At 42.7% G+C, this 23,454-nt stretch carries 19 protein-coding genes and 1 pseudogene; 16 read left to right on the plus strand and 4 right to left on the minus strand.

Going from position 1 to position 23,454, the window contains the following annotated elements; genetic code table 11:
• The first annotated feature begins 5 nt into the window (after positions 1-5).
• Together MHH46_RS06820 and MHH46_RS06825 are read left to right on the plus strand one after the other, a co-directional pair.
• Complete coding sequence (locus MHH46_RS06820) at positions 6-2,303, plus strand: FMN-binding protein (RefSeq protein ID WP_076192971.1); 2,298 nt, start codon at positions 6-8, stop codon at positions 2,301-2,303.
• A gap of 197 nt (positions 2,304-2,500) precedes the next feature.
• Positions 2,501-3,457 (plus strand): 3'-5' exoribonuclease YhaM family protein, encoded by a 957-nt coding sequence (locus tag MHH46_RS06825; protein ID WP_036680004.1) that lies wholly within the window; start codon positions 2,501-2,503, stop codon positions 3,455-3,457.
• Between the two features lie 70 nt (positions 3,458-3,527).
• Here MHH46_RS06825 and MHH46_RS06830 read toward each other — a convergent pair whose 3' ends face one another.
• Entirely contained in the window at positions 3,528-4,184 is a 657-nt protein-coding gene (locus tag MHH46_RS06830; RefSeq protein ID WP_076192968.1) for a 3'-5' exonuclease, read from the minus strand.
• Positions 4,185-4,295: 111 nt separating this feature from the next.
• On the opposite strand from MHH46_RS06830, the pseudogene MHH46_RS06835 reads away from it, so the two are divergent.
• The 4 genes and pseudogenes from MHH46_RS06835 to MHH46_RS06850 form a co-directional block, all read left to right on the plus strand.
• Positions 4,296-4,811: pseudogene (locus MHH46_RS06835) on the plus strand (TerD family protein); the annotation flags it as partial.
• A gap of 111 nt (positions 4,812-4,922) precedes the next feature.
• Entirely contained in the window at positions 4,923-5,594 is a 672-nt protein-coding gene (locus MHH46_RS06840; RefSeq protein ID WP_256717214.1) for a VWA domain-containing protein, read from the plus strand.
• Positions 5,595-5,778: 184 nt separating this feature from the next.
• A complete protein-coding gene (locus MHH46_RS06845) occupies positions 5,779-6,396 on the plus strand; it encodes a DNA-3-methyladenine glycosylase (RefSeq protein WP_076192963.1) in 618 nt (205 codons plus the stop codon).
• A 22-nt stretch (positions 6,397-6,418) separates the two neighbouring features.
• Positions 6,419-7,129 carry a DNA alkylation repair protein gene (locus MHH46_RS06850; RefSeq protein ID WP_076192961.1) on the plus strand — a complete coding sequence of 237 codons (711 nt, stop codon included), beginning with the start codon at positions 6,419-6,421 and terminating at the stop codon, positions 7,127-7,129.
• A gap of 28 nt (positions 7,130-7,157) precedes the next feature.
• Here MHH46_RS06850 and MHH46_RS06855 read toward each other — a convergent pair whose 3' ends face one another.
• Positions 7,158-7,850, minus strand: a complete 693-nt coding sequence (locus MHH46_RS06855) for a PspA/IM30 family protein (RefSeq protein ID WP_076136267.1) — start codon at positions 7,848-7,850, stop codon at positions 7,158-7,160.
• Between the two features lie 59 nt (positions 7,851-7,909).
• Positions 7,910-8,128: a PspC domain-containing protein gene (locus MHH46_RS06860; protein ID WP_038569266.1), complete on the minus strand. Its 219-nt coding sequence runs from the start codon at positions 8,126-8,128 to the stop codon at positions 7,910-7,912.
• Positions 8,129-8,414: 286 nt separating this feature from the next.
• Here MHH46_RS06860 and MHH46_RS06865 point away from each other — a divergent pair, with 286 nt between their 5' ends.
• On the plus strand, positions 8,415-8,828 hold the full coding sequence (locus tag MHH46_RS06865; protein ID WP_036679993.1) for a zinc ribbon domain-containing protein: 414 nt from the start codon (positions 8,415-8,417) through the stop codon (positions 8,826-8,828).
• Positions 8,829-9,120: 292 nt separating this feature from the next.
• Here the strand turns inward: MHH46_RS06865 and MHH46_RS06870 are convergent, their stop codons facing one another.
• The gene (locus tag MHH46_RS06870) at positions 9,121-10,224 is read right to left on the minus strand and encodes an endospore germination permease (RefSeq protein WP_036675894.1); all 1,104 of its coding nucleotides are present in this window, start codon (positions 10,222-10,224) and stop codon (positions 9,121-9,123) included.
• A gap of 145 nt (positions 10,225-10,369) precedes the next feature.
• On the opposite strand from MHH46_RS06870, the gene MHH46_RS06875 reads away from it, so the two are divergent.
• The 9 genes from MHH46_RS06875 to MHH46_RS06915 all read left to right on the plus strand — a co-directional run bounded on the left by MHH46_RS06875 (position 10,370) and on the right by MHH46_RS06915 (position 23,384).
• On the plus strand, positions 10,370-11,884 hold the full coding sequence (locus MHH46_RS06875) for a spore germination protein (RefSeq protein WP_076192959.1): 1,515 nt from the start codon (positions 10,370-10,372) through the stop codon (positions 11,882-11,884).
• Positions 11,881-13,104 carry a Ger(x)C family spore germination protein gene (locus MHH46_RS06880; protein ID WP_076125410.1) on the plus strand — a complete coding sequence of 408 codons (1,224 nt, stop codon included), beginning with the start codon at positions 11,881-11,883 and terminating at the stop codon, positions 13,102-13,104. Before MHH46_RS06875 ends, MHH46_RS06880 begins: the two co-directional genes overlap by 4 nt.
• A 6-nt stretch (positions 13,105-13,110) precedes the next feature.
• Complete coding sequence (locus MHH46_RS06885; RefSeq protein ID WP_076125408.1) at positions 13,111-13,341, plus strand: hypothetical protein; 231 nt, start codon at positions 13,111-13,113, stop codon at positions 13,339-13,341.
• A gap of 239 nt (positions 13,342-13,580) precedes the next feature.
• Entirely contained in the window at positions 13,581-15,140 is a 1,560-nt protein-coding gene (locus tag MHH46_RS06890) for a response regulator (protein ID WP_076193035.1), read from the plus strand.
• Positions 15,137-16,927, plus strand: a complete 1,791-nt coding sequence (locus MHH46_RS06895; protein WP_076192957.1) for a sensor histidine kinase — start codon at positions 15,137-15,139, stop codon at positions 16,925-16,927. The genes MHH46_RS06890 and MHH46_RS06895 overlap by 4 nt, the downstream gene beginning before the upstream one ends.
• A gap of 184 nt (positions 16,928-17,111) precedes the next feature.
• Entirely contained in the window at positions 17,112-18,413 is a 1,302-nt protein-coding gene (locus tag MHH46_RS06900) for an ABC transporter substrate-binding protein (RefSeq protein WP_076125404.1), read from the plus strand.
• Between the two features lie 228 nt (positions 18,414-18,641).
• The gene (locus MHH46_RS06905) at positions 18,642-19,454 is read left to right on the plus strand and encodes a carbohydrate ABC transporter permease (protein WP_232061505.1); all 813 of its coding nucleotides are present in this window, start codon (positions 18,642-18,644) and stop codon (positions 19,452-19,454) included.
• Positions 19,454-20,275: a carbohydrate ABC transporter permease gene (locus MHH46_RS06910; RefSeq protein WP_076185385.1), complete on the plus strand. Its 822-nt coding sequence runs from the start codon at positions 19,454-19,456 to the stop codon at positions 20,273-20,275. The genes MHH46_RS06905 and MHH46_RS06910 overlap by 1 nt, the downstream gene beginning before the upstream one ends.
• Positions 20,276-20,312: 37 nt before the next feature.
• Entirely contained in the window at positions 20,313-23,384 is a 3,072-nt protein-coding gene (locus tag MHH46_RS06915) for a glycoside hydrolase family 2 TIM barrel-domain containing protein (RefSeq protein WP_076192955.1), read from the plus strand.
• Positions 23,385-23,454: the final 70 nt, after the last annotated feature.

The raw sequence follows: 23,454 nt of genomic DNA on the forward strand, positions 1-23,454 counted from the left end.
TTTCATTGAAAAAACTAATTTCTTTAACGGTTAGCGCGGCTATATTGTTAGCGCCGTTTGCTTACACACTTAATGTGCCTGCTGTAAACTTGAAGGTGGATGCAGTATCGGCAGCCTCCGAAGAAGCGGATGCACCGGCAGCAAAACCAACAGCAAAACCCACGGCAAAACCAGCAGCAACACCAAAAGCAACGGCAAAACCAGTAGCAACACCAAAGCCAACGGCAAAACCAACAGCAACGCCAAAGCCAACGGCAAAACCAACAGCAACACCAAAGGCAACAGCCAAACCAGCAGCAACCCCAAAAGCTACAGCAGCACCAGTAGCAACCCCAAAAGCAACCGCTGTACCAGCAGAGACAGTAGTACCAGCGGAAACTGTTAAGCCTGTGGCTACAGCAAAGCCTGTTACAGTTAATGAAAACGTATACCAAGATGGAGTTTACGTAGCTTATGGCGATGCATACTCCAAAGGCACGGAAGGTGCCAAGATCGAAATTAAAGATGGCAAAATTACTAGCATTGAGCTTTTGAGAACCAGTCCTAAGCTGATTGATAGAGATGCTCGTAACAATTATAGTGCTTTATGGCAAGCTTATGGATTGATGAAGGATAGATTGCTTGGCAAAACAAGAGATGGAGCAGCGGCAGTTGATGCTGTTTCGGGAGCTACCCGCTCCAGTAATGGCTGGAAATTGTCTGTAGATAGAGCGTTTGAAAGAGCTCTGACAGTGAAAGATACAAATGCAGTTTACTTTGATGGAGTTCATATGGGCGTAGATCCTACAGGTAAATATTCTGTATTTGCGACCTACGAATCCAACAAGCTCACAGATGTTAAAGTGTATCCTATGAACAGCGCTGGTGATTTCATTGAGGAGAAAGCTTACACAGCTGAGCAAGCGGCAGCGGTTGCAGCTATAGCTCCAGCCTTGCTGGCCAAAGGAACAGAGGCACAACCTGTTGCAGGTCTTGAAGCCGACTTTAAAGCAGCGATTAACGCTTTCTGGGATGCTGAGCAGAATGCAATAATCAATAATACATCTGCTTATGTAGACGGATTCTATTCCTCTTATGGTACGGCAAGAAGTGTTGGCGTTGAAAGAGCCGACATCGTGATTCGCAACGGTAAGTTGGTTGATGTGAAGCTGTTTAGACTTGGCAACAACCTGATTGACAGAGGGGCAACAGCTTATGCGGAAGTAGTAAAAGCAAATGCTCCTATGACAGCTAAGCTGTTAGCGAATGGTTCATATATCGCTAACTATGATGAAAAGGTTGACGGAATTTCCGGAGCCACAGAAAGCAGTCACAGCTGGAACCAAGCTGTAGAAAGAGCATTTGAGAAAGCGCTGAAGGTTCCTGCTGAAGGTCAATATTTTGACGGCAAATTTGCCGGAGTAGATAACCAATCTAAAGTGCTGCTGCTAGTTGATGTTGATGCAGATGCGGTAACAGGCATTAAAGTAAGTCTGTTTGGAGCTGACGGCAAGCTGATTGCTGACGATAAAATGAGTGCAGAACAAAAAGGATGGGTAGCTACACTCACATCCGGGCTGTTAGAAAAAGGTGTACAAATGGCCGATATTACAGGCCAAGAAGCATTGTCGGCAGCAGCTAAAGCAGCACTGACAGATGCTTTGACCAATGCATCCAAAGTCCAAGGAACCTATAAAGACGGAACCTTTACTGCATTTGGTGATGCTTATGATAAAGGAACGAACAGAGCGGACGTTACCCTGCGTAACGGCAAAATCGTAAATGTAGCCTTGTACCGTGTAGGAATGAACCTTATAGATAGAGGGAACGCTGCTTATCCTGAGGTGGTAAAAGCAATTCCTCAGTTGACGGCTAGCTTCCTCGCAGCAGGGACTAGAGAAGGTGTGCAGGAAGTAGATGCTGTGTCTGGTGCAACTAGCAGCAGCGTGGCTTTGAAGACTGCGGTGGATAGAGCATACGGAAAAGCTGAGATTGTAGAAGCTAATAAAGCGGCTTATTTCGATGGAATCTTCATTGGTGTAAGTGCCGATAAGCTTGTAAATGTTATGGTGAATGTAGAGTACGGTGTTCCTGTCAAAATGCTTGTTTATTATTTGGATAAAAACGGAAGTGTAAGAACAATCAATCAGTTAACGGACGCGGAGCTGGCAGTGAAAGGTGAAATCGAGTCGACATCGACCGGATACAGCCTGCACAAATATGGTTACCGTCCAGCAGCCTTCGGAAAAAATGATGCAGAGAAAGAAATATCCGCTAAAGCGGTAGAAGCTATTAAATCAGCGCTTGAATCGGCTGGTAAATAATTATCGTTTTATAATAAAAGGAGGATATTCCAGTGCCAGAATATGGCCGGGGAGTAGCCTCCTTTTTCAAATATTCTTGGCTTGTACATAAATATGAAAATAGATCGTATAGTGATTTAAAGGGATTTTGGAGGTGAGTGTCTAAAGTTTAATATAGAGAGCAGGCCAAAAGCCTGTTATTAATAGGAGGCTCCAACATGACACAAATTAAACAGCTCGCTCCACAAGATGAATTTGTTGGCTTTTATCTTTTAAGAGAGCTGGCAATTAAACAAACGAACGGCACTCCTCCAAAAGATTATTTCGACATCGTTCTGGGGGATTCCACTGGACAATTATCTGCGAAATATTGGGATGCCAGCACAACCGATAAAGAAACTTTTTTTCCTATGGCGCTTGTGAAGGTACGCGGGATTGCTCATACTTATCGTGAGAAATTACAAATAAAAATTACTAAAATCAGGTTGGTTAACGATGAGGATGGTGTTGCACTTACGGATTTCATCCGTTCTGCCCCAATTCGTCCAGTAGACCTTATTCATACGATTAAAGGGGTTATGGCAAGTATTTCAGATCCGGAAATTGCTTCGATTGTCTCTTTTTGTGTGGGTAAAGTGGAAGAGAAATTGATGCATTATCCGGCAGCCAAAACACATCATCATGCTTATTTTGCCGGACTTGCTTATCATATGGTGCGTATGCTGGAGATTGGTGATTTTCTGTGCAAGCAGCGTCCGTTCTTGAATCCAGATCTAATGAAGGCAGGAATCATTCTGCATGATATCGCGAAGCCGGAGGAGATGGTCTCCCAGCTTGGGATTGTCTCGGAATACAGCGTTCAGGGCAAGTTGATTGGCCATATCTCGATGGCGTCTAACTGGATCACGGAAGCGGCTATCCGTTTAGATATTGATTTGAATTCGGAAAAGGTTATGGCGTTACAGCATCTCGTATTGTCACATCATAATTTGGGCGAATGGGGTAGTCCTGTTCAGCCACAGACAGCTGAGGCAGTCGCTCTGCATCATATCGATGCGATGGATGCGAAGCTGCAAATGGTGGAGGATGCTTTGGACACCACACCGGAGACCGAGGAATGGACACCGTTCATCAGAGGTCTAGAGAATAAGGCTGTGTATCGTTTGAAGATTTAAGAGATACCCTGTAAAACCAAACCCCCAATCAGCAGAAAGGAGCTGGTTGGGGGTTTTTGATGTTCTTTGGTTATTTGGACAAAGTGGCGCGGCTGCTATAAATGGAGGGTTTATGTTTAGTGCCTTGTTTCTTAGCAGGCTTTTTCGCGCGAGTGGAAAATGGGGTATACCCGCCGGCAAACATCGTTCCGCTAGTATATCCTTGACTGGCAGAGAGCAATAGAGGATCATAGTGCTCCTCCTGCTCCATAAGTTTTACTAGAATTGCAGCGGCTGCGCGTGCGTCATCCAAGGCATCATGGTGCTTTAGCGTAATGCCGAAAAAATCGGAGACTACATTAAGTTTATGGGAGGGCAGGTCGGGCAGCATTTTTTTGCCTAATAAATAGGTACATAAGTATTGAAAGCTTGGGTAGCTCAGGGACACTCCATCGAGACAATAACGCAGGACACTCATATCAAAAGCAGCATTATGCGCCACGACGATTTGTCCGTGTAGTAACGGTTCAACGGTGGGCCACAGTTCTTGAAAAGTAGGTTGCCCGATTACCATTGATGGCGTGATGCCGTGTATCGAAATGTTCATGCCATCAAACCGCTGCTGCGGGTCAATTAGCCAAGAATGTTCTGCGGTTATATTTCCAGCTTTAACTTCCACAAGTCCCAAGGCACATGCACTGGATCGACTGGAGTTCGCGGTCTCAAAGTCAATTGCTATAAAGTCCATTCGTAAAGCTCCTTATCTATCATATATACGTTTCATATTAAAGTAGTAAAATGATAAATACAATCTAGTGAATCACAATGAGCTGTTCAGTAAAAATAAGGAGATGATAGAGTGCGGCTTATAAAGGGGCAAAAGGTGGATATTACGAAAGGGAGAAACGTGAACAAGCTTTTGCTGAAATTTGGGTGGATGACTGCTGATACTAGAATTGGCATAGACTCTGCTGCTTTTTTACTGTCAGAGCAGAACCGTTGCGAACGCGATGAGAACTTTATCTTTTATGGTAATCCGTTGTCTATAGACGAAGCTGTAACTCATTCTGTCTTACAACTAGGGGATAAAGAAGCTATCGCCATTACACTTTCTCGACTTCCTAAGGATATTACTAGAATAGCTTTAACTTTAACGATCTATGAAGGAGAAAAATTAGGACACTCTATGAAGCAAGTAACCTCTCCTTATCTACGCTTAGTGGATGCTGCTAGCGGTGAGGAATTATTCGTTTTCGAGTATGGCTCTGACCTGTCGACGGAGACAGCTATTGTGGTTGGAGAGCTATATCGCTATGGCCCAGAGTGGAAATTCAGTGCGATTGGTAGTGGCTTTGAGGGAGGATTGGCTGCGTTATGTACAAACTATGGGCTCGTTATTGAAGAAGACGAAGGGAACCCTGAGGTAGCGGCCACAGCTGAGTTATCCCTGCCTTTAGAGACGATCCGTTATGAAGAGAAGAATGTACTGTCCTCTATTGATTTACGTAAAAAAATTGTTCAGATTACCTTAGAAAAAAAGAATCTGACAGGAGTCATCGCAAGGGTAGGCGTTGTTCTGGATATTACAGGATCTATGAGAAATCTCTATAATAATGGAACCGTTCAAGAAGTAGTTGAGCGTATATTAGCCGTTGCCTGCAAATTTGATGATAACCAATCGTTAGATGTTTGGGTGTACGATACGGAGTTTAGCCGGCTGCCACCAGTGACAGAGCAGGAATTAGGAAGATATGTGTTTACACATATTTTAAATAATCGTACCATTCATAAGTTTGGCCGCAATAATGAACCGCCAGTAATGGAGGATATCATTAAAAAATATACGGAGGAAGAACCCGATTCTACACCGGTATTTATCATATTTATTAACGATGGTGGTATAGTGAAATCCACTAAAAATGTGATTATGGCTGCTTCGGTCCAACCGATTTTCTGGCAGTTTGTCGGAATCGGTAACTCGGATTTTGAAGTATTGAAGCAACTTGATACGATGAAGGGCCGTTTGGTGGATAACGCCAATTTTATTCATCTGGACAACATTGAAAAGGTGACTGATGAAGATCTGTATGATCAGCTGCTGAATGAATTCCCCTTGTGGCTAAGCGCAGCGAAAGAAAAAAGAATCCTGCGAACATAAAAATACATTACTGAAAATGAATAAGCCTGTGCGTTACTATAGGCCATAACCACCTATCTTAGGAGGTCTTATGGCTTTTTTTAGTTTCGCTATCTTGCTATTCTATTCAACAATCCGTACACTGCCAAATAGGTATTGTATATTAGGATTAGGGTCATCACTATCAGATACGGGAGGAAACACTTTGAGCAGCGTAATTACTAAGTTTTTTGATTATGGGCAAGAAGACATAGATTATCTCCGAAGTGTGGATCCAGTACTTGGCGCAGCTATGGCACGGATGGGCAGGGTGGAACGTGTAATTATACCGGATCTTTTTACTGCGCTTATCTATGCTATACTAGGACAGCTTATTTCAGTAAAAGCGGTTCGGACCATTTGGAACAGAATGTTGGCTCAGTTCGGAGACATCACTCCGCAGCAGTTAGCCTTACATACGGCGGATGAGATTCAAAGCTGTGGGATGACGATGAAAAAAGCACTATGTATCCATGAGATTTCCAATTTGGTCGCTCAGGGTGATTTTAAGCTGGAGGAATTGCCTGGGTTATCAGATCAAGAGGTTATACAAAAACTTATGACGTTAAAGGGCATTGGCAAGTGGACGGCAGAAATGATGTTAATCCATTCTATGGAACGACGGGATGTAGTCAGCTGGGGAGATATTGCGATTCGTCGGGGGATGATGAAGCTGTATGGACTTGATAAGCTTACCAAAGATCAATTTGAACAATACCGGCTAAACTATTCTCCTTTGGGTTCTGTGGCTTCTATATATTTATGGGAAATTTCATTTGAATAATGGACGGGTAAGGAGTACTACTATGGAAAAAACAATAAGAGAACAGCTATTGAATTTGGCAGATGTGGACTACCAAAAGTTTTCTGCGGCCTTAATTCCGACGATAGATAATGTTATAGGCGTCAGGCTACCGGAACTGCGCAAGCTTGCCAAAATCATTGCAAAGGGTGATTGGAGAGCCTATTTGGAGCATGCCGAGACAGATTATTTTGAAGAAGTGATGCTGCAAGGTATGGTGCTTGGCTACGTGAAGACAGATCTTGAAGAAATCCTACGTTATATCGCTGACTTTATTCCCAGAATCGATAACTGGTCGGTATGCGATAGCTTTTGCACAAGCCTGAAGTTTACCGTAAAGAATAAAGAACGGGTATGGGAGTTTATAATGCCGTACTTATCATCAGATAAAGAATATGAGATCCGATTTGCTGTGGTAATGCTGCTTAATTTCTTTATTGAAGAAACGTATATCAGCCGGATTTTACCATTGCTCGATAAGGTCAGTCATGAAGGCTATTATGTAAAAATGGCGGTTTCTTGGGCGCTTTCGATTTGTTATGTGAAATTGCCAGAGCCTACGATGAGTTATTTGAGAAACAACAGCTTAGATGATTTCACTTACAACAAGGCTTTGCAGAAAATCACGGAGTCTTATCGCGTGGATCCGGAAACGAAAAAATGGATTCGCGGGATGAAAAGAAGTAAAAAACAAACCCCTTATTCAGCACAATAGCTGAGTAATAAGGGGTTTATTGTCCTATTTATTTTTTCTCAGTGTTTACTTCAGTGTTAGTTTTACGGTTGCGGATTCGCTCGATTTCGATGTCAACAGCGCTACGCAGGTTAGGATCGATGGAAGGACTTATTCCTGTACCTGTATTGAATTTATTTTTGGAGTTTTCCGCCAATGCTTCCCACTCGAAAATCTTCTCTTCCATACGTTCGAAGCCTTGCGAAGCTGATCCTACATTTAGTCCTTTCGTAGAACTACGTGGAGCTGAGTGGAGTGTTTCTGTGGCTTGTTGAGCGCGAGCGATAAGCTCAGTTCTTTTCGCTTTGAGATGTTCACGCTCTTCTTTAGCTCTAGCGATATTGATCTCAAGCTCTGCCAGGGATTGCTTAGTTTGTACTTGGCTATTTATGGACTCTTCCAGCTGTTCCACGTACCGTAACTTGGCTATGAGTGCCAGGCGAGCTCTTTCTTCATTTCCTTGCTCAACTGCTTGAACGGCTTCGGCTTCACTTTGCTCTACTAACTGAGTATATTCTTGCTTGCGGCGTTCCAACACACTTGCTGTAACTTGCAGATCACGCTCATTACGTTCCGCCTTAGCAATATCATTTTCAAGATCACGTAAATACTGACCTGTCAGCAATACCGGGTTTTCTAATTTATTTAGACCTTCGTGTAGGGCTGCTTTAGTAATTGTGGAAATTCTTTTTAATAGACTCATATTCTATCTCTCCTTTTTTATGGCTATATTAGGGCTGGCTTGTATTAAACGACGATTAATTAATAGAAATCATGTCCATCTGAAAAGCTGTTAAAAGGTTCTTTAGGAACGATGATACTAGCGATGACGTAGAAGATAAGTACAGTTCCGAAGCTGAACAATGCTGCGGCAACAGCAACAAGACGGATTACTGTAGCATCAATACCAGACCAACGAGCAAGACCTCCGCACAAACCACTTATCTTCTGATCACTTTGGGAACGATATAATTTTTTCATTTATTGTTTTCTTCCTCTCGTATGGGTGTGATTGTTATTGAATCCTGCAACCCGTTTGCTTATGTACTCATTCTAATGTCTTTTTGCATGCGAAAAAACGGCCTGGAGGCGGTTTTGTATACCAGACCTGAGTCGAGGTTCGTTCCCGCAGGAAGGCGGGGAAAGGGTTAGTAAATCGGTTATAGGCTACAAACCATGGACGAAGTTAGGTACAATAAAGAAAGGAATACTTCTGGCGGTGTCGAAATATGCTTATATATGACTACTACGGAATTGGGGGCTGAATATGAGTTTTTTTAACAAAGTAAAAGCAGGGGTAAGCGAGGCTGGGAATAAAGCAAAAACAGTGGTGGAGATTAACCGGTTGAAGCTGCAAAATAACGGTAAGCAAAATGATATTGACCAGCAGTATCAGGTCATGGGCAAACTGTTATTTGAAGCCGTAACTCAAGGTGCAGGACCACTGCCAAGTGAGCAAATCGAGACTAATATTAATCGTATTCTCGAATTGAAGGCGGAGATTGAGACGAACCTTCAGCAAATTGCTGAGTTGTCCGATGTAAAGCATTGTAAAGCATGCGGTGGGAATGTTGCGATCGAGGCTCGCTTTTGTCCGGCCTGCGGATCCACTTTTGAAGTGGCAAAAGAACCTGTCAGTGATGTAACTCCATCGTCGATTTCTTTGGATAAGAAGGAATAGAGTTACTTCATACAAGAAACTTATGAACAAAGAGGCTGTCTTAAAAGTAGTGAATACTACTTATGAGGCAGCTTCTTTTTTAGTAAAAAGGCTATAAGCGGATTCTTGCTTTAGCCAATAGACTATGGGCTACGCACACAAAGTATTCTATGCCATTAGGTTGGGCAGCGGAATATTCACTTTGTGAATTCCAGGGAGAAATTACCCAATTATTTTAGTGGAGCGTAATTAGATCATTAAGTGGGATTCGTATCTACAATCTTAATTTCACTTATTCACAATCTAGTGTCGTTTAAACCTTAGAAGCGTGGCGTTTCTTGAATTTATACACAACTAGCAACATAAGCGGCAGAACAAATGCACAGGTGAAATCCCAATCTACCCAGTAGGCGGGGATCTCCTTCACATAGAAAATGATGTCTTTGGCAATCAGCTGTGACATCCCGAATAACAAAAATCCAGTGGGGATGATCAGAGGACGGTGGCTTTTGAGTTTAAATAATTGGGCTGTACCTAAGGTTAAAGCATAGTAATAAACTGCAGTTTTGAAGTATGTGCTGATAATCCATGCTGTAGCCATAAGTGCTTCAATACGCTGCAGAGAATTAGCAATATTAATTTTTTGAGCAAGAATATAAGCGGCATAAAATTGATGTTCAGAAGCGTAAACACCTAGAACGGTAAGGGAAAACAATAAGATGAGGTTAAGGCCCAGAGCTCCGATGATCAAGGCTATGAAAATATCCCGGCTTGTTTTACTATTTTTCTGAGCATAAGGATATATCATTAGAAACACGCATAATTCGCCAAAAGGATAAAAAACACCATACATCAAAGTATGAAGCATGTCCGGTACTGGTGTGTTCAAGATGGGGTATAAACGTTCCATTTTGACATCGGGGGTCAGCAGGAGCAGCAGACCGATTAAAAAAACTGCAAATAAAGGGAAAAAAAGCTGAGCTGCCCGGCCCAAGGTTTCTAGGCCAAGTCGTACCCCATATACCAGCAGGAAAATGGCCATGAAACGAATAACCCCCCCGGGTGTTTTCTCGTAAATCTGTGTACACATGAAATCTTCAATTTCTCTTATGTAGGTGGAGGCAGCAATCAGGAAGAACCCTAAATAGAATAAGGCCACAGCAGTTCCGACCCATTTTCCTAAAATTTGTAGGCTAAGCTCGATAATATTCTTGTTGGGTTCAAGGTCTGCTAAGCAGAGTAACAGTTTTATGGTCACTAGACCCAAGGGAATGCTAATCAAAGCAGCAATCCATGCATCTTGCTTCGCTCCTGATATCATTAACGCCGGATACACAAGCGCCATATCCCCAATAAATGTGAATAGCCCGAGTATAATCATTTGATTGGTACTAATTCGATCTTTCTCCAAACTCATATACCCCCTCAAATTTATTGGACTAGTTTTAGTATGGTTGTAGTTACCAGAATTATGCCATCCCGATTTTTTAATCCGAAGGAATAATTATCATAATTAACATCAAACTATACTCATCTATCTATGGAGAAGTGGAGGTTGCATCATGAAAGATACGGAGATTGGTACATTATCAAGCCGGTTGGAAGTTAATATTGCTAATTTGTACCAATTGATGGGGGAAAGCTCTGATGTAGTCATAAAAGAGTTGCAGATAGAAGAAAACACTCATATTTCTTTGGTTTACATAGATGGTCTTGTGGATACTCAGGTGCTGCATAATTCAATTTTGTATTCCTTGCAGGAACACATTCCTTACGAACAGCTGAGGGGGCTTTCTCCCGAGCAGAAGTTTGAGATGATTAAGAAACAGATATTAATAGCCGGCGATATAGCCGTCATTGACGATTACAGCCAATTTATTCATCATTTATTGTCCGGTAATATAATGCTGCTGCTTGACGGATTATCCAGCGCTCTGCGGATCGGCTTACCAGGCTGGGAAGATCGTAATGTAGGGGAGCCTAGCTCACAGTCGGTTGTTCGGGGTCCAATGGAAGGATTCACTGAGAATTTACGGACGAATACGGCACTGGTTCGGCGAAAAATCAAAGATAGCCATTTATGGCTGGAAACCGTTCAGATCGGAAGGGTGACTCAAACCAGCGTATCCATTATGTATCTAAGTAACATCGCGAATAAGGAACTGGTGCAAGAGGTAAAGCGCCGTCTGAATAAAATAGATACGGACAGTGTTCTCGAGAGTGGATATATTGAAGAGTTTATTCAAGAGACGGCAGTTACACCTTTTCCTACCGTATACAACAGTGATCGTCCAGATACGATTGCAGCGGGTATTTTGGAAGGAAAAGTGGCCATTCTTGTTGATGGAACTCCTTTTGTACTGTTGGTGCCCACATTTTTTGTGGCATTTTTCCAGTCAGCTGAGGATTATTACCAAAGGGCCGATATTGGAACATTGCTGAGATTAGTTCGTTTTATTTCATTTTTTATTACTTTGCTTGCCCCTTCATTGTATGTTGCGATTACTACTTATCACCAAGAGATGATACCGACCAATCTTGTAATCAGTTTAGCTGCCCAGCGGGAGAGTGTTCCTTTTCCTGCTTTTATTGAGGCGCTGATCATGGAAATGACTTATGAAATTTTGCGGGAGGCCGGGGTGCGGATACCCAAAAATATTGGTCAGGCGATTTCCATTGTCGGAACGCTGGTGATAGGACAAGCCGCGGTAGCAGCGGGTTTTATTTCATCCGCAATGGTCATTATTGTATCGCTAACAGCCATTTCTAGTTTTGTTATTCCGGAGACAGGAATGTCTATTGCTGCGCGGATGATCCGTTTTGTGCTTATAGCTTTGGCCGGATTTATCGGATTATATGGAATTCTCTTCGGTATTTTCATCATCGTATTGCATTTGTCGAGTCTGCGTTCTTTCGGAATGCCTTATATGAGTCCGCTCGGACCGTATAATTCCAAAGATTTAAAAGACTCTATTTTTCGCTTTCCGTGGCCGTTTTTAAAGACAAGGCCTGCTGAGAATAAGACGCAGAACCTGTTTCGTCAAAGCACATCCAGTGATAAGGAACCAACAAAATGAATAAAAAATTAGTTAGAGGCGTTCTTCGATTAATGATAGCCCTCCAATTTACGTTAGTGCTAAGCGGCTGTTGGGAAAGAAATGAGCTGAATGAGATAGCTTTTGTCTTGGGGATAGGGATTGACAAGGCAGAAAAAGGTTATACCGTTTCGATGCAGGTCGTTATTCCATCTGCGATTTCCTCCCAAACGAATGGAGGAGGGGGAGGCAGTGGAGTCCCAGTGGTTGTATATAAATTTACTGTACCTACGTTTTATGATGCGCTGCGTAAGCTGAATCTGGATAGCTCTAGGTCAAGTTATCTCGGTCATATCCGGGTGTTGGTGATTGGGGAGGAGCTTGCCCGCACCGGAGTGGGTGAGATACTCGATGTATTTAAAAGAAGTCGGGAACCCCGGATGGATTTCTACGTTATGGTTGCCAGAGATACAACCGCCAGCAATGTCTTGAATGTCCTTACACCTATGGATAAATTACCAGCGAACAAATTATTTAGTTCCTTGGATAATTCTTATAAAGATTCAGCAAAAACAGTCGCTGTCACGCTGGATGATTTTATTGAGAATTTATTGTCTGAAGGCGAGAATCCTGTGCTAACCGGAGTGAAAATTATAGGCGATCCCAAAGATGGAGAGGACAAAAGCAATGTAGAGCGAACAATGCCTAAGGCAAGATTGGAATACCATACTGTAGCTGTGTTCAAAAAAGACAAGTTGATCGGTTGGCTAACCGAGGGAGAAACGATTGGTTACAATTATATCAACGATAAGGTAACCGCACATTCTGGCCCGATCGCAGGGGAAGACGGAAAGCCCATTGTAATCGAAGCGATCCAGGCTACAACTAAACGCAAAGTGAAAATCATTAATGGGGAGCCGCATATTTACCTTAGTGTTAAGACGCTTTGCAATATTGAAGAAGTGCAAAGTGTAGAAAATTTGGAATCGGAAAGCACTATAAAACGTTTGGAAAAGGAAACAGAGGAGCGGATTATAGAGCGGATGCAAAAAACTGTGGAGCATGTAAATGATCGTTTCAATGTTGATATTATGGGATTCGGACAATCGATCTACCATGCCAGCCCTAAAGCTTGGGCAAAGCTGCAGCAACAAAAGGGGGACGATTACCTTAAATCATTGCCCATCCATTACAAAGCCTCAGCAGTTATTAACCGCGTGGGTCTCACAGATAATTCTTTTCTTGAAAAAATCAAGGAGTGAAGTCAGATGCTAGTACTGTTATTCTCGGTGATTGCTGTAGGTTGTATGGCACTTGATTTGCCTAAATTAATGCGAAAGCGCCGAGTGCGTGATCTTAGCGTATATTTTATTTTTTGGATTTTGGGTCTTGGTGCGACCTTCTGCTCGTTGTTAAAATTGAACATCCCCAGTCCGCTGTTTCTTATTATTTTTATCTATAAGCCAATAAATAATTTATTTGGATTATTGTTTCATTAACAAAGAAGCTGCAAATATCGCAGCTTTTTTTGTTGCATCATCTAGAAGTTTTTTCCTTAAATTTAAGAATATTTCATGGGATGAAAAATGAGAGGTTGACCATATTTGTCAGTGGGGCATATGATTTGGAATGAACAATTTTTAAGTAAGCTTACGGCTTTACTTGTCTAGAAGCTTGCTCCTTGTTGGATGTATTGTATACTAACAAATGGAAAGAAAACGGTTACAAGGGGGAAGAAATGAAACCAATATTCAAAATTATGATTGTTGATGACGAGATGCTAGTAAGACAAGGAATCAAACATCTTTTGGATTGGGAGAATGAAGGGTATCGAATTGTTGGTGAGGCTGCTAACGGTCTTGAAGCACTAAATATGATGGATGAGGTCAGCCCACATATCATCATTACAGATATTGTTATGCCAATCATGGGCGGAGAGAAACTGGTTAAGATTGTTAAGGAGAAATACCCTCATATTGAAGTAATCGTCTTAAGTAGTTTCAGTGAATACGATTATGTCCGATCCACATTTCAAAGTGGGGTAGCGGACTACATTCTGAAGCCAAAGCTGGAAGCTGATTATTTGTTATCCATCCTAAATAAAACCACTGCTAAATTGGTAGGGATGGAGATGTCCGATCAAGGAACGGAACCTGGCGAAAAGCAAATTTTGCTAGTTATCGAGAAGGTTATGACCGGATATGAGTCTGGGATTGAACATGCTTTGCTTCATGCGAAGTTTCCACACCCACTATTCGCTTTCTTCGGAGCGGATATGAGACATATTAAAGATTCTGGGGATAGGTTAACTTTCACACAGAAAATAGAAAAAGGGCTTAGTACGCTCCCTTTGGGTGATACAGTGTTTATTCGGTTGAAGTTTGTCAATGATTCAGTTATTTATTTGCTTAATGCAAACCCGGAACAGTGGGACGAGCTTGTTATAGAGCTCCGATATCTGGTCTCGGAAATGGATCATTGGGCGAGAGAAACACATTTCGTTATCAGCCAAAGCTTTACGGATTTTAATAAGCTGGGAGAGATTTATCGAGACAATTATTTAAAGCTTACACGATACAGTTTCTACTTGCCGGATCGAAGCTTAATTGAAAACGATCATTTGCCCAGCCTTCCGAGAGCCTATCAGGAATATGATATGGGCGAATTAATGGAACAACTGAAACGTAAGCAATACCAGAAGGCATTTACTGGATTTCTGGAATATGTTCATCTCCGTTCGATGGATTATCGGACCGATATTTTCGAATTCAAATCGTTATTGGGGAATTTCATATTTAACGTAGCGACCACACTTGGAAAAATGAAGTACGAGACTGGAGGCTTGGAGGCATCCAAATACGATTTCTTTCGAAAAATAGATGAAGCGATGTATGCCGGAGACGCAATTGCTGTTGCTGAAGCCTTTATTCGCGAAGCTGAACGTGCGATTGGTGAGACGAACCTAACGACCAATCCCAATATGACCCGATTGCTTGAATACATTCAGACTCATTACGCTGATCCCATCACGTTGACTGGGGTTGCACGGCAGTTTCATTTCAACGCTTCTTATTTATCGAGCCATTTCACTGCTCAGAATGGTGAAGGATTTAATGAATATTTGAATAAGGTCCGGTTGGAGAAAGCCATGGAGTTACTCGTGACGACGGAAAAAACAATTTCTGATATCAGCGCTAGTGTGGGGTATTCGGATCAGAGTTATTTTACTAAAGTGTTTAAGAAACAGGCTGGTATTTCTCCGAGCCAGTACCGAAGACGGGACGTAGAGCGACCATGATTGGAACTATCATTAACAAGATTAGAAAGCAGGGCCTATTTCTTAAGCTTTTTCTTGTGACCCTCATAAGCATTGTTGCTGTATCCCTGCTGACTTTGTCTATTACCATCCGTATGTCAGAAAATTTATTCTTAAAGACCTTCAGCATAACGAATGGCAAACTACTAAATCAGATGAAGACAAACTTGGAGTCCTACAACAACGTTGTAGCTACGGGTGCTACAATGACAGCTCAGAAAGGTGCCATCCGCAGCTATTTGTCTGGGGGAGAGACGGATTCATTGACACTCGCTATCAAAACCTACCAGATGACAGAAAGCATGCGGGCAGTCCGCTCCAACCTAAGTGCTTTTGATGTGGGGATTATGATTGTAGGTGCGAATGGCAGAAGTTACTCAACTGACCCTTGGTATTGGTCTGCTACTGCTGAAGAATTGAAGAACCACCCGATTACGAAAGCGACAGTGGCTCATCCGCAGCAAATTCTGTACCAGCTTTATCAAAAAGAGGATGGTCAAACCCATAAGAAAGAGATCATGTTAGTGGCTTCTAAAGCTCTATTTGATCATTCGACCGGCAGTATCTATGGCACTATGTACATTGCAATTCGTGATAGCGATTTCAAGGCCTTCTATGCCAATTTTACGAGTGAAGGTAATGATGTTGTGTTGCTGAATGCAAAAGGGCAAATCGTATCCAGCAACAGGACAGAGCTGATTGGACTGAACGATCAACAGCTGCTTCAAGAAGTAGTTGACGAACAGAGCACAGGAGACAATGGAGAATCTGTCTATGTGATGGGGAATGAACGGGTAGTATTCTCGGAATACTTGCCTGAATTTGATGTTTATTTGGTGAATCTGATCGATAAAAAAGCTGTGACCGGGCAGATGGTTAATGCCAAAGCAGTGTCGTTGACGATCATGGCTATCGTAGCCATTTCGCTTATTATTGTATTTTTAATTACAAGGAAAATGACGAAGTCCCTGCGTGTACTCGTTGAACAGATGTCGAGTATTCCTAAGGGGGGATTCGATAACCACGTGGATGTCGCCACTAGTAGTTATGAAGTTAAGGAGCTAGGCAATGCCTTTAATTTTATGCTTGATTCCCTACATGATTATGTTGATCGGTTGATGGAGACCCAGAAGCAGCAGCGTAATGCGGAGCTGGCCGCCCTTCAAATGCAGATCAATCCCCATTTTTTATACAATACACTGGCTTCTATCAAATTTCTGGTGCAACAGGGTAACAAAGAAAAAGCAGCTGGCACGATAAATTCGCTAATCTCACTCCTGCAAAATACTGTCAGTGATGTTCAATCCACTATACCTGTTAGTCAGGAATTAGAATCGCTGAAGCATTATGTATATATCAATCATGTAAGGTACGGCGAGAAGATCCGCGTGAATTATTTTGTGGAGCCTGAAAGCTTGGATTATCATATGCCAAAGCTAATTCTGCAGCCTTTTATCGAAAATGCGTTCTTTCATGCATTCAATCTTAAAGATGAGGGAAGAATTCTAATCATGATCGCTGTTCAGGAAGATCAGCTTGTATGTGAAGTTGTAGATAATGGTGACGGGATGGACCTTGATCCTAATTTTCTGAAAGAAGAACAGTTGCCAGCCTCGAAGCACAAACGCCAATTGTTCTCCGGGATCGGTATACGGAATGTGGATGACAGAATCAAATTGCTGTACGGAGAGAGTTACGGTATTAACATTACAAGCAAACGAAATGAAGGTACGAAGATCATAATTACGCTTCCATTGTTAAAAGGCTAAAAAATTTACAAAAATCTAAAATTAGTACCAGTGTCGATCTCAGAGGGAAAATAGAATCCAATAATAACACCAAAGCTAACAAAGATACTGCCAAAGAAAGCGAATACAAAATGATAATATGGAATTGTAGCAGAGAAAACGCTTCCATCTTTATTATTTTACAGATTAACAAGGGGGTTACGAAGTGAAAAAATTATTATCCGTGATGCTGGCTAGTGTGGTTCTACTTTCGGCATGTTCCTCAGGTGGAACGAAAAACGAAACGGGCAACTCCGGAAGCGAAGGTAGCAGTAAGCCACAAGAAATCACAGTTTGGGCTTGGGACCCAGCGTTTAACATTGCAGCCATGAATGTTGCCAAAGAAGCTTATGCGAAAGTCAATCCAGACATAACGGTAAACGTCGTAGAGAACGCGCAGGCTGATATCGTGCAAAAGCTGAACACAGGGCTGAACTCTGGATCTACGAAGGGTCTTCCTAACATTGTATTGATCGAGGATTACCGTGCGCAAAGCTTTTTACAAGCGTATCCGGATTCCTTTTATGAATTGACTGATGTTGTAAAAGCCGCTGATTTTGCGGATTATAAGATTGGCCCGACCAGTGTTGACGGCAAGCAATACGGTGTTCCGTTTGATTCTGGTGTGACTGGAATGTATGTACGGACAGACTATCTTGAGCAAGCAGGCTACAGCCTGGATGCACTACAGGATATCGACTGGAAGCAATATATCGAGATCGGTAAAGCTGTAAAAGAAAAAACCGGCAAAAGCATGATCACACTGGATCCCAATGATCTTGGACTTATCCGGGTCATGATTCAATCGGCGGGTGCATGGTATACAGGTGAAGACGGTCAGACTCCGACCATTGCAGACAACGCTGCTTTGAAAGAGGCACTTGTATTGTACAAAGAAATGATGGATTCCGGCATCGTGAAAGTTAACTCAGACTGGAGCCAATTTGTAGGCGCATTTAATAGTGGTGAAGTGGCAACCGTGCCGACGGGTAACTGGATTACCCCTTCAATTAAAGCCGAAGCTTCCCAATCCGGTAAGTGGGCAGTAGCTCCACTTCCTAAGCTGGCAGCAACAGCAGGCTCCGTCCATGCATCTAACCTTGGGGGCAGCTCCTGGTATGTAATGAATGTAGATGGTAAAGAAGCCGCTGCGGAGTTCCTTGCAAAAACATTTGCTTCTGATGCTGATTTGTATCAGACGTTGAATACAAAAGTTGGTGTTATCGGCACTTTAAAAGCTGCGGCAAGCGGAGAAGCTTATTCAGCAGCGGATGAATTTTTCAAAGGTCAAAAGGTTGTATCAGATTTTGCGGCATGGACCGAGCAAATTCCTAACGTCAACTACGGCATGAACACTTACGCGATAGAGGACATTATGGTTGTAGCAGTGCAATCTTATCTTGGTGGAAAAGATGTAGATACTGTTCTGAAAGATGCCCAGAAGCAAGCAGATACCCAAGTTCGCTAATCACACTTAGGCTGTACTATCTAAGCCCTTGCTTCTACTTCTCCTGTAAATTGGATTTCTACAGAAGGATGGGTAGCAGGGGCTTTCATCTCTAATAAATCAGACAGAAGGGTGTGAAGTGGAGTGGAAAATGTAAAGCCAGGGCTAAGCTCTCAAAGACATAAAAGCTCTAAGGGTCAACGGCAGATCCATCTGACAGGTTGGTTATTCGTTATTGTGCCGGTAATTATGATCAGTATTTTCTATTTCTATCCAATGATTCAAGCCTTAATTCTATCCTTCAAGACAGGTAGAGGCAACAATCTTCATTTTACCGGCCTTGATAACTATATTCGGCTGTTTAGCGACACCACTTTCCTTACAGCCGTCAAAAACACTTTTATTTACTTGATTATTCAGGTCCCAGTTATGCTGGTGCTGGCGCTCTTTATCGCTGTGCTGCTAAATGACGAAAGACTGAAATTTAAAGGATTTTTCAGAACGGCCATATTTCTGCCAACGGTAACTTCACTTGTAGCGTACTCCGTTGTTTTCAAGTACATGTTTGGAGCCGAAGGTATCGTCAATAAATTTCTGGTGAATCTGCATCTAATCAGCGAACCGATTCAATGGATTACTGACCCCTTCTGGGCTAAAGTCACTATCATTATCGCTATCACTTGGCGCTTTACTGGCTATAATATGATTTTCTATTTGTCCTCACTGCAAAATGTCGACAAATCAATATATGAGGCTGCTCATATAGATGGTGCGAGTGCATTTACACAATTTTTCAAAATTACAATTCCCCTATTGAAGCCGATTATCTTGTTTACGACGATCACATCGACCATTGGTACCCTTCAGTTGTTTGACGAGGTGGTTAACATCACGAAAGGTGGACCCGGCAATGCAACCATGTCGATTTCCCAATATATTTATAACCTTTCCTTTGAATACACACCTAACTTTGGATATGCTGCAACTGTCTCCTATTCGATTGTTGTAATGGTGCTCATTCTGACGCTTATTCAGAACAAAGTAGGAGGGGATAAGAGATAATGAAAACCAAACGCATGTTTACTTACGTATTTCTAATCATCGCTGCGCTGATCTCTATCTTTCCATTTATCTGGATGGTTATAAGCGCCACGAACCAGTCGGTTGATGTAACCAAAGGAACATTGTTGCCGGGTGCACATTTAGTGAAAAATATAAACAATCTTTTTAGTTCAGTGGATATGTGGCAGGCTCTCTGGAACTCTGCAAAAATCTCTGTGGTGACTACTGTGCTTTCACTGCTAGTCGCATCGGCGGCTGGATATGGTTTTGAAATGTACCGCAGCCGGAGTAAAGATATCGTATTCAATATTTTACTTGCTTCAATGATGATTCCATTTGCGGCGATCATGGTACCTCTATTTCAAATGTTCGCAAAAGTATCTAGTGTAGTGCCTTTTCTGGGCATCGATACAGCATCGGCGGTCATTCTTCCGACATTTACAACAGCATTTCTAATTTTCTTCTTTCGTCAAAGTACAAAAATGTTTCCTAAGGATATGATGGAGGCTGGGCGCATCGATGGTCTTTCGGAATTTGGTCTGTTCTTCCGCATTTATATGCCAACGATGAAATCAACTTATGCCGCCGCTGCGATTATCACATTTTTAAACAGCTGGAACAATTATCTGTGGCCTTTGATCGTACTGCAATCACCAGAAAATATGACTGTGCCCCTTCTTATCTCGAATCTAGGTTCAGGTTATGCCCCTGACTATGGTCTGATCATGTCTGCGATTGTCATTACGACCTTGCCGACAGCACTAGTGTTCTTCATGATGCAAAAGCAATTTGTAGCTGGGATGACGGGTTCGGTTAAATAAGTTAGCGATCATGTTATGAATTGAGGAGGAAATATAGATGAAGCAGCAGGTTGAACGAAACCTCACTCCAAGTCTGGAATGGTTATCAGACCCTTCCATTTATGCAATAGGCAGAGTGCACGCGCATTCTGACCATCGATATTACCAAACGAAAAATGAAGCGGAAGCGCTTGGAGAAATGCCCTGGCGCCACAGCCTGAACGGCAGCTGGAAATTTAGCTATGCCCAAAATGCCATGGAACGACAGGTTCATTTTTATAAGGAGAACGTGTCTTGCAGAGGCTGGAAGGATATTAAAGTTCCCGGTCATATCCAACTTCAGGGTTATGGGCAGCCTCAGTACGTGAATACGATGTATCCATGGGACGGTCATGAGCATCTTAGACCTCCAATGATCTCTGAGGACCACAATCCTGTAGGCAGCTATGTCAAATATTTTGAAGTTCCTGCGGGCTGGGAGCAACGTCCGGTGTATATATCTTTTCAAGGAGTTGAATCGGCTTTTTATATATGGCTAAACGGGGAATTTGTTGGCTATAGCGAAGATAGCTTTACACCGAGTGAATTTGATTTAACATCGTACTTGACGGAAGGTGAAAATAAGCTGGCGGTCGAAGTCTATCAGCGCAGCACGGGGAGTTGGTTGGAGGATCAGGACTTCTGGCGCTTTTCGGGAATCTTTCGTGAGGTGTATCTATACACCGTGCCGGATGTTCATGTGCGGGATCTCCACGTTCAAACCGATTTGGATGAAAAGTTTGAGCAAGGAACGCTGACGGCTGTCATGCAATTGATAGGTAAGTCTGCCTCAAAAGTGCTCCTTGAGCTAAAGGATAGAGCAGGTAATCTTGTGGCTAGTGGGGAAAGTGAAGTTTCAGGAGATTCCCTTTCGCTTACGCTTGCGGCAACAAAGGTGCAGCTGTGGAGCGCAGAAGCTCCTAATCTGTATACCCTTTACGTCTCTGTTTACAACGCATCCGGGGATCTTGTAGAAGTTGTGCCGCAAAAAATTGGTTTTCGGAAATTCGAAATGATAGATAAGATTATGCACTTAAACGGCAAACGTATTGTATTTAAAGGTGTCAACCGACATGAGTTTAATCCGCGCTTTGGACGCAGCATTACAAAAGAAGATATGCTGTGGGACATAAAAACCTTAAAGCAGGCGAACATCAACGCTGTGCGGACCTCGCACTATCCGAATATGACACTCTGGTATGAGTTGTGTGATGAATACGGAGTCTATGTCATTGACGAGATGAATTTAGAGTCGCATGGATCATGGCAGAAAATGGGGGCAGTTGAGCCGTCTTGGAACATCCCCGGCAATAAGCCTGAATGGCAGGATATCGTGATGGATCGTGCGATTTCCATGGTAGAGAGAGACAAAAACCATCCCTCCATTCTAATTTGGTCCTGTGGGAACGAATCTTTTGCAGGAGAAGTAATTCTGAACGTAGCCAATTATTTTCGAGAGAAGGATCCTACTCGTTTGGTTCATTATGAAGGGGTGTTCCATAACCGTGAATATGATGATTCGAGCGATATGGAAAGCCGCATGTATGCGAAAGCGGCAGATATCGAAAGGTATTTAACAGAAGATCCGTTAAAGCCATATATTAGCTGTGAATACATGCATGCGATGGGTAATTCCGTCGGGGGACTGCATAAATACACAGAGCTGGAGCAGAAGTATCCAATGTATCAGGGTGGATTTATCTGGGATTATATGGATCAGGTGATTATAAAAAATGATCGATACGGTAAGCCCTTCATGGCTTATGGAGGAGACTTTGATGACCGTTCAACCGATTACAACTTCTCCGGTAACGGAATTGTGTATGCGGATCGGAGATGGTCGCCAAAAATGCAGGAAGTGAAATTTCTGTATCAGAACGTCAAGCTGGTCCCGGACAGTCAGGGGTTTACAATCAGAAATGAAAACTTATTTGTGGGCTTGGATGCTTATGAATTACAATACGCTCTGAACTATGAGGGTAGGGTCATCCAGCGTGGAACTGTATTCGCTCAGGTTAATCCGGGCGAGGAAAAATATGTAGAAGTTGATCTGCCCGATATCAAGAATCAGTCTGGCGAGTATAGCTTGGATGTTTCACTTGTCCTGAAGGAAGATTCATTATGGGCGAATAGCGGTTATGAAATCGCTTTTGGCCAGCATGTTTTTCAAGTGGCCAATACGTCAGCCGAGGAGTCTTTAACAGATGCTAAAATAACATCTGTCGTGAATGATTTTCGCGTGGTTGAAGGAGATGTGAATATTGGTGTACATGGTCGTGACTTCTCCGTAATGTTCTCAAAGCAGGCGGGTACATTAATTTCTGTTAAATATTCAGGACAGGAAATGATCTCTTCACCGCCGGCACCACTCTTCTGGAGAGCAATGACAGACAATGATAAGGGGGCAGGAATGCATTTCGACTCTTCCCCTTGGTATGCAGCAAGCTTGACCCGTAGAACGTTAAGCTTCGAGCTCGTGGAGGAGAAAGATCGTGCGACCGTGACTTACGTGTATAAGCTTAGTGTATCAGAGGAGGTACGTGTACGTGTAACTTACACAGTGTTCTCCGATGGAAGCATACAGGTGAAATCAAGCTACCATGGAGCAGCGGGTTTACCAAAGCTTCCACTCTTCGCTTTAAGCTTTAAGGTGCCAGCGGATTATCACCAGCTGAATTGGTATGCAAATGGGCCGGAAGAAAATTATATCGACCGTGCGTGTGGAGCAAGATTGTGTCGCTTCCAGAATCATGCGGTGGATAATGTGTCGTCCTATTTGGTACCGCAGGAATCGGGCAACCGCACAGGTGTGCGCGAAGTATCCATTAAGAACGATTATGGTCAAGGCATTATAATATCGGCACCAGCTACAGCCCCTGTTGAAGCCAATATCTCGCCTTACTCGGCAATGGAGCTGGAGAATGCGACACATCATTATGAGCTGCCGAACGTTCACTATACCGTTGTTACCATTGCTGGACGTCAAATGGGCGTAGGCGGGGATGACAGCTGGGGAGCTCCAGTTCTTGATGAATATCAAATCAATCCATCCTTAGATATGGATTTTGAATTTACAATTCGCAGAGCATGATGATAAAAATTCAACAGGCTCGGTTCAACGTTAAATTTGAACCGAGCTTTTTTTTATGCTCGTTATAATC

Origin of the sequence: Paenibacillus sp. FSL H8-0175 (genome assembly GCF_045040615.1) — a bacterium.
Taxonomy (GTDB): domain Bacteria; phylum Bacillota; class Bacilli; order Paenibacillales; family Paenibacillaceae; genus Paenibacillus_AQ; species Paenibacillus_AQ odorifer.

Excerpts from the sequence above, each read along its gene's own strand:
- MHH46_RS06825 (WP_036680004.1), top strand. The coding sequence starts at position 2,501 with ATGACACAAATTAAACAGCTCGCTCCACAAGATGAATTTGTTGGCTTT.
- MHH46_RS06830 (WP_076192968.1), bottom strand. The coding sequence starts at position 4,184 with ATGGACTTTATAGCAATTGACTTTGAGACCGCGAACTCCAGTCGATCC.
- MHH46_RS06850 (WP_076192961.1), top strand. The coding sequence starts at position 6,419 with ATGGAAAAAACAATAAGAGAACAGCTATTGAATTTGGCAGATGTGGAC.
- MHH46_RS06855 (WP_076136267.1), bottom strand. The coding sequence starts at position 7,850 with ATGAGTCTATTAAAAAGAATTTCCACAATTACTAAAGCAGCCCTACAC.
- MHH46_RS06860 (WP_038569266.1), bottom strand. The coding sequence starts at position 8,128 with ATGAAAAAATTATATCGTTCCCAAAGTGATCAGAAGATAAGTGGTTTG.
- MHH46_RS06865 (WP_036679993.1), top strand. The coding sequence starts at position 8,415 with ATGAGTTTTTTTAACAAAGTAAAAGCAGGGGTAAGCGAGGCTGGGAAT.
- MHH46_RS06870 (WP_036675894.1), bottom strand. The coding sequence starts at position 10,224 with ATGAGTTTGGAGAAAGATCGAATTAGTACCAATCAAATGATTATACTC.
- MHH46_RS06875 (WP_076192959.1), top strand. The coding sequence starts at position 10,370 with ATGAAAGATACGGAGATTGGTACATTATCAAGCCGGTTGGAAGTTAAT.
- MHH46_RS06880 (WP_076125410.1), top strand. The coding sequence starts at position 11,881 with ATGAATAAAAAATTAGTTAGAGGCGTTCTTCGATTAATGATAGCCCTC.
- MHH46_RS06885 (WP_076125408.1), top strand. The coding sequence starts at position 13,111 with ATGCTAGTACTGTTATTCTCGGTGATTGCTGTAGGTTGTATGGCACTT.
- MHH46_RS06890 (WP_076193035.1), top strand. The coding sequence starts at position 13,581 with ATGAAACCAATATTCAAAATTATGATTGTTGATGACGAGATGCTAGTA.
- MHH46_RS06895 (WP_076192957.1), top strand. The coding sequence starts at position 15,137 with ATGATTGGAACTATCATTAACAAGATTAGAAAGCAGGGCCTATTTCTT.
- MHH46_RS06905 (WP_232061505.1), top strand. The coding sequence starts at position 18,642 with ATGATCAGTATTTTCTATTTCTATCCAATGATTCAAGCCTTAATTCTA.
- MHH46_RS06910 (WP_076185385.1), top strand. The coding sequence starts at position 19,454 with ATGAAAACCAAACGCATGTTTACTTACGTATTTCTAATCATCGCTGCG.
- MHH46_RS06915 (WP_076192955.1), top strand. The coding sequence starts at position 20,313 with ATGAAGCAGCAGGTTGAACGAAACCTCACTCCAAGTCTGGAATGGTTA.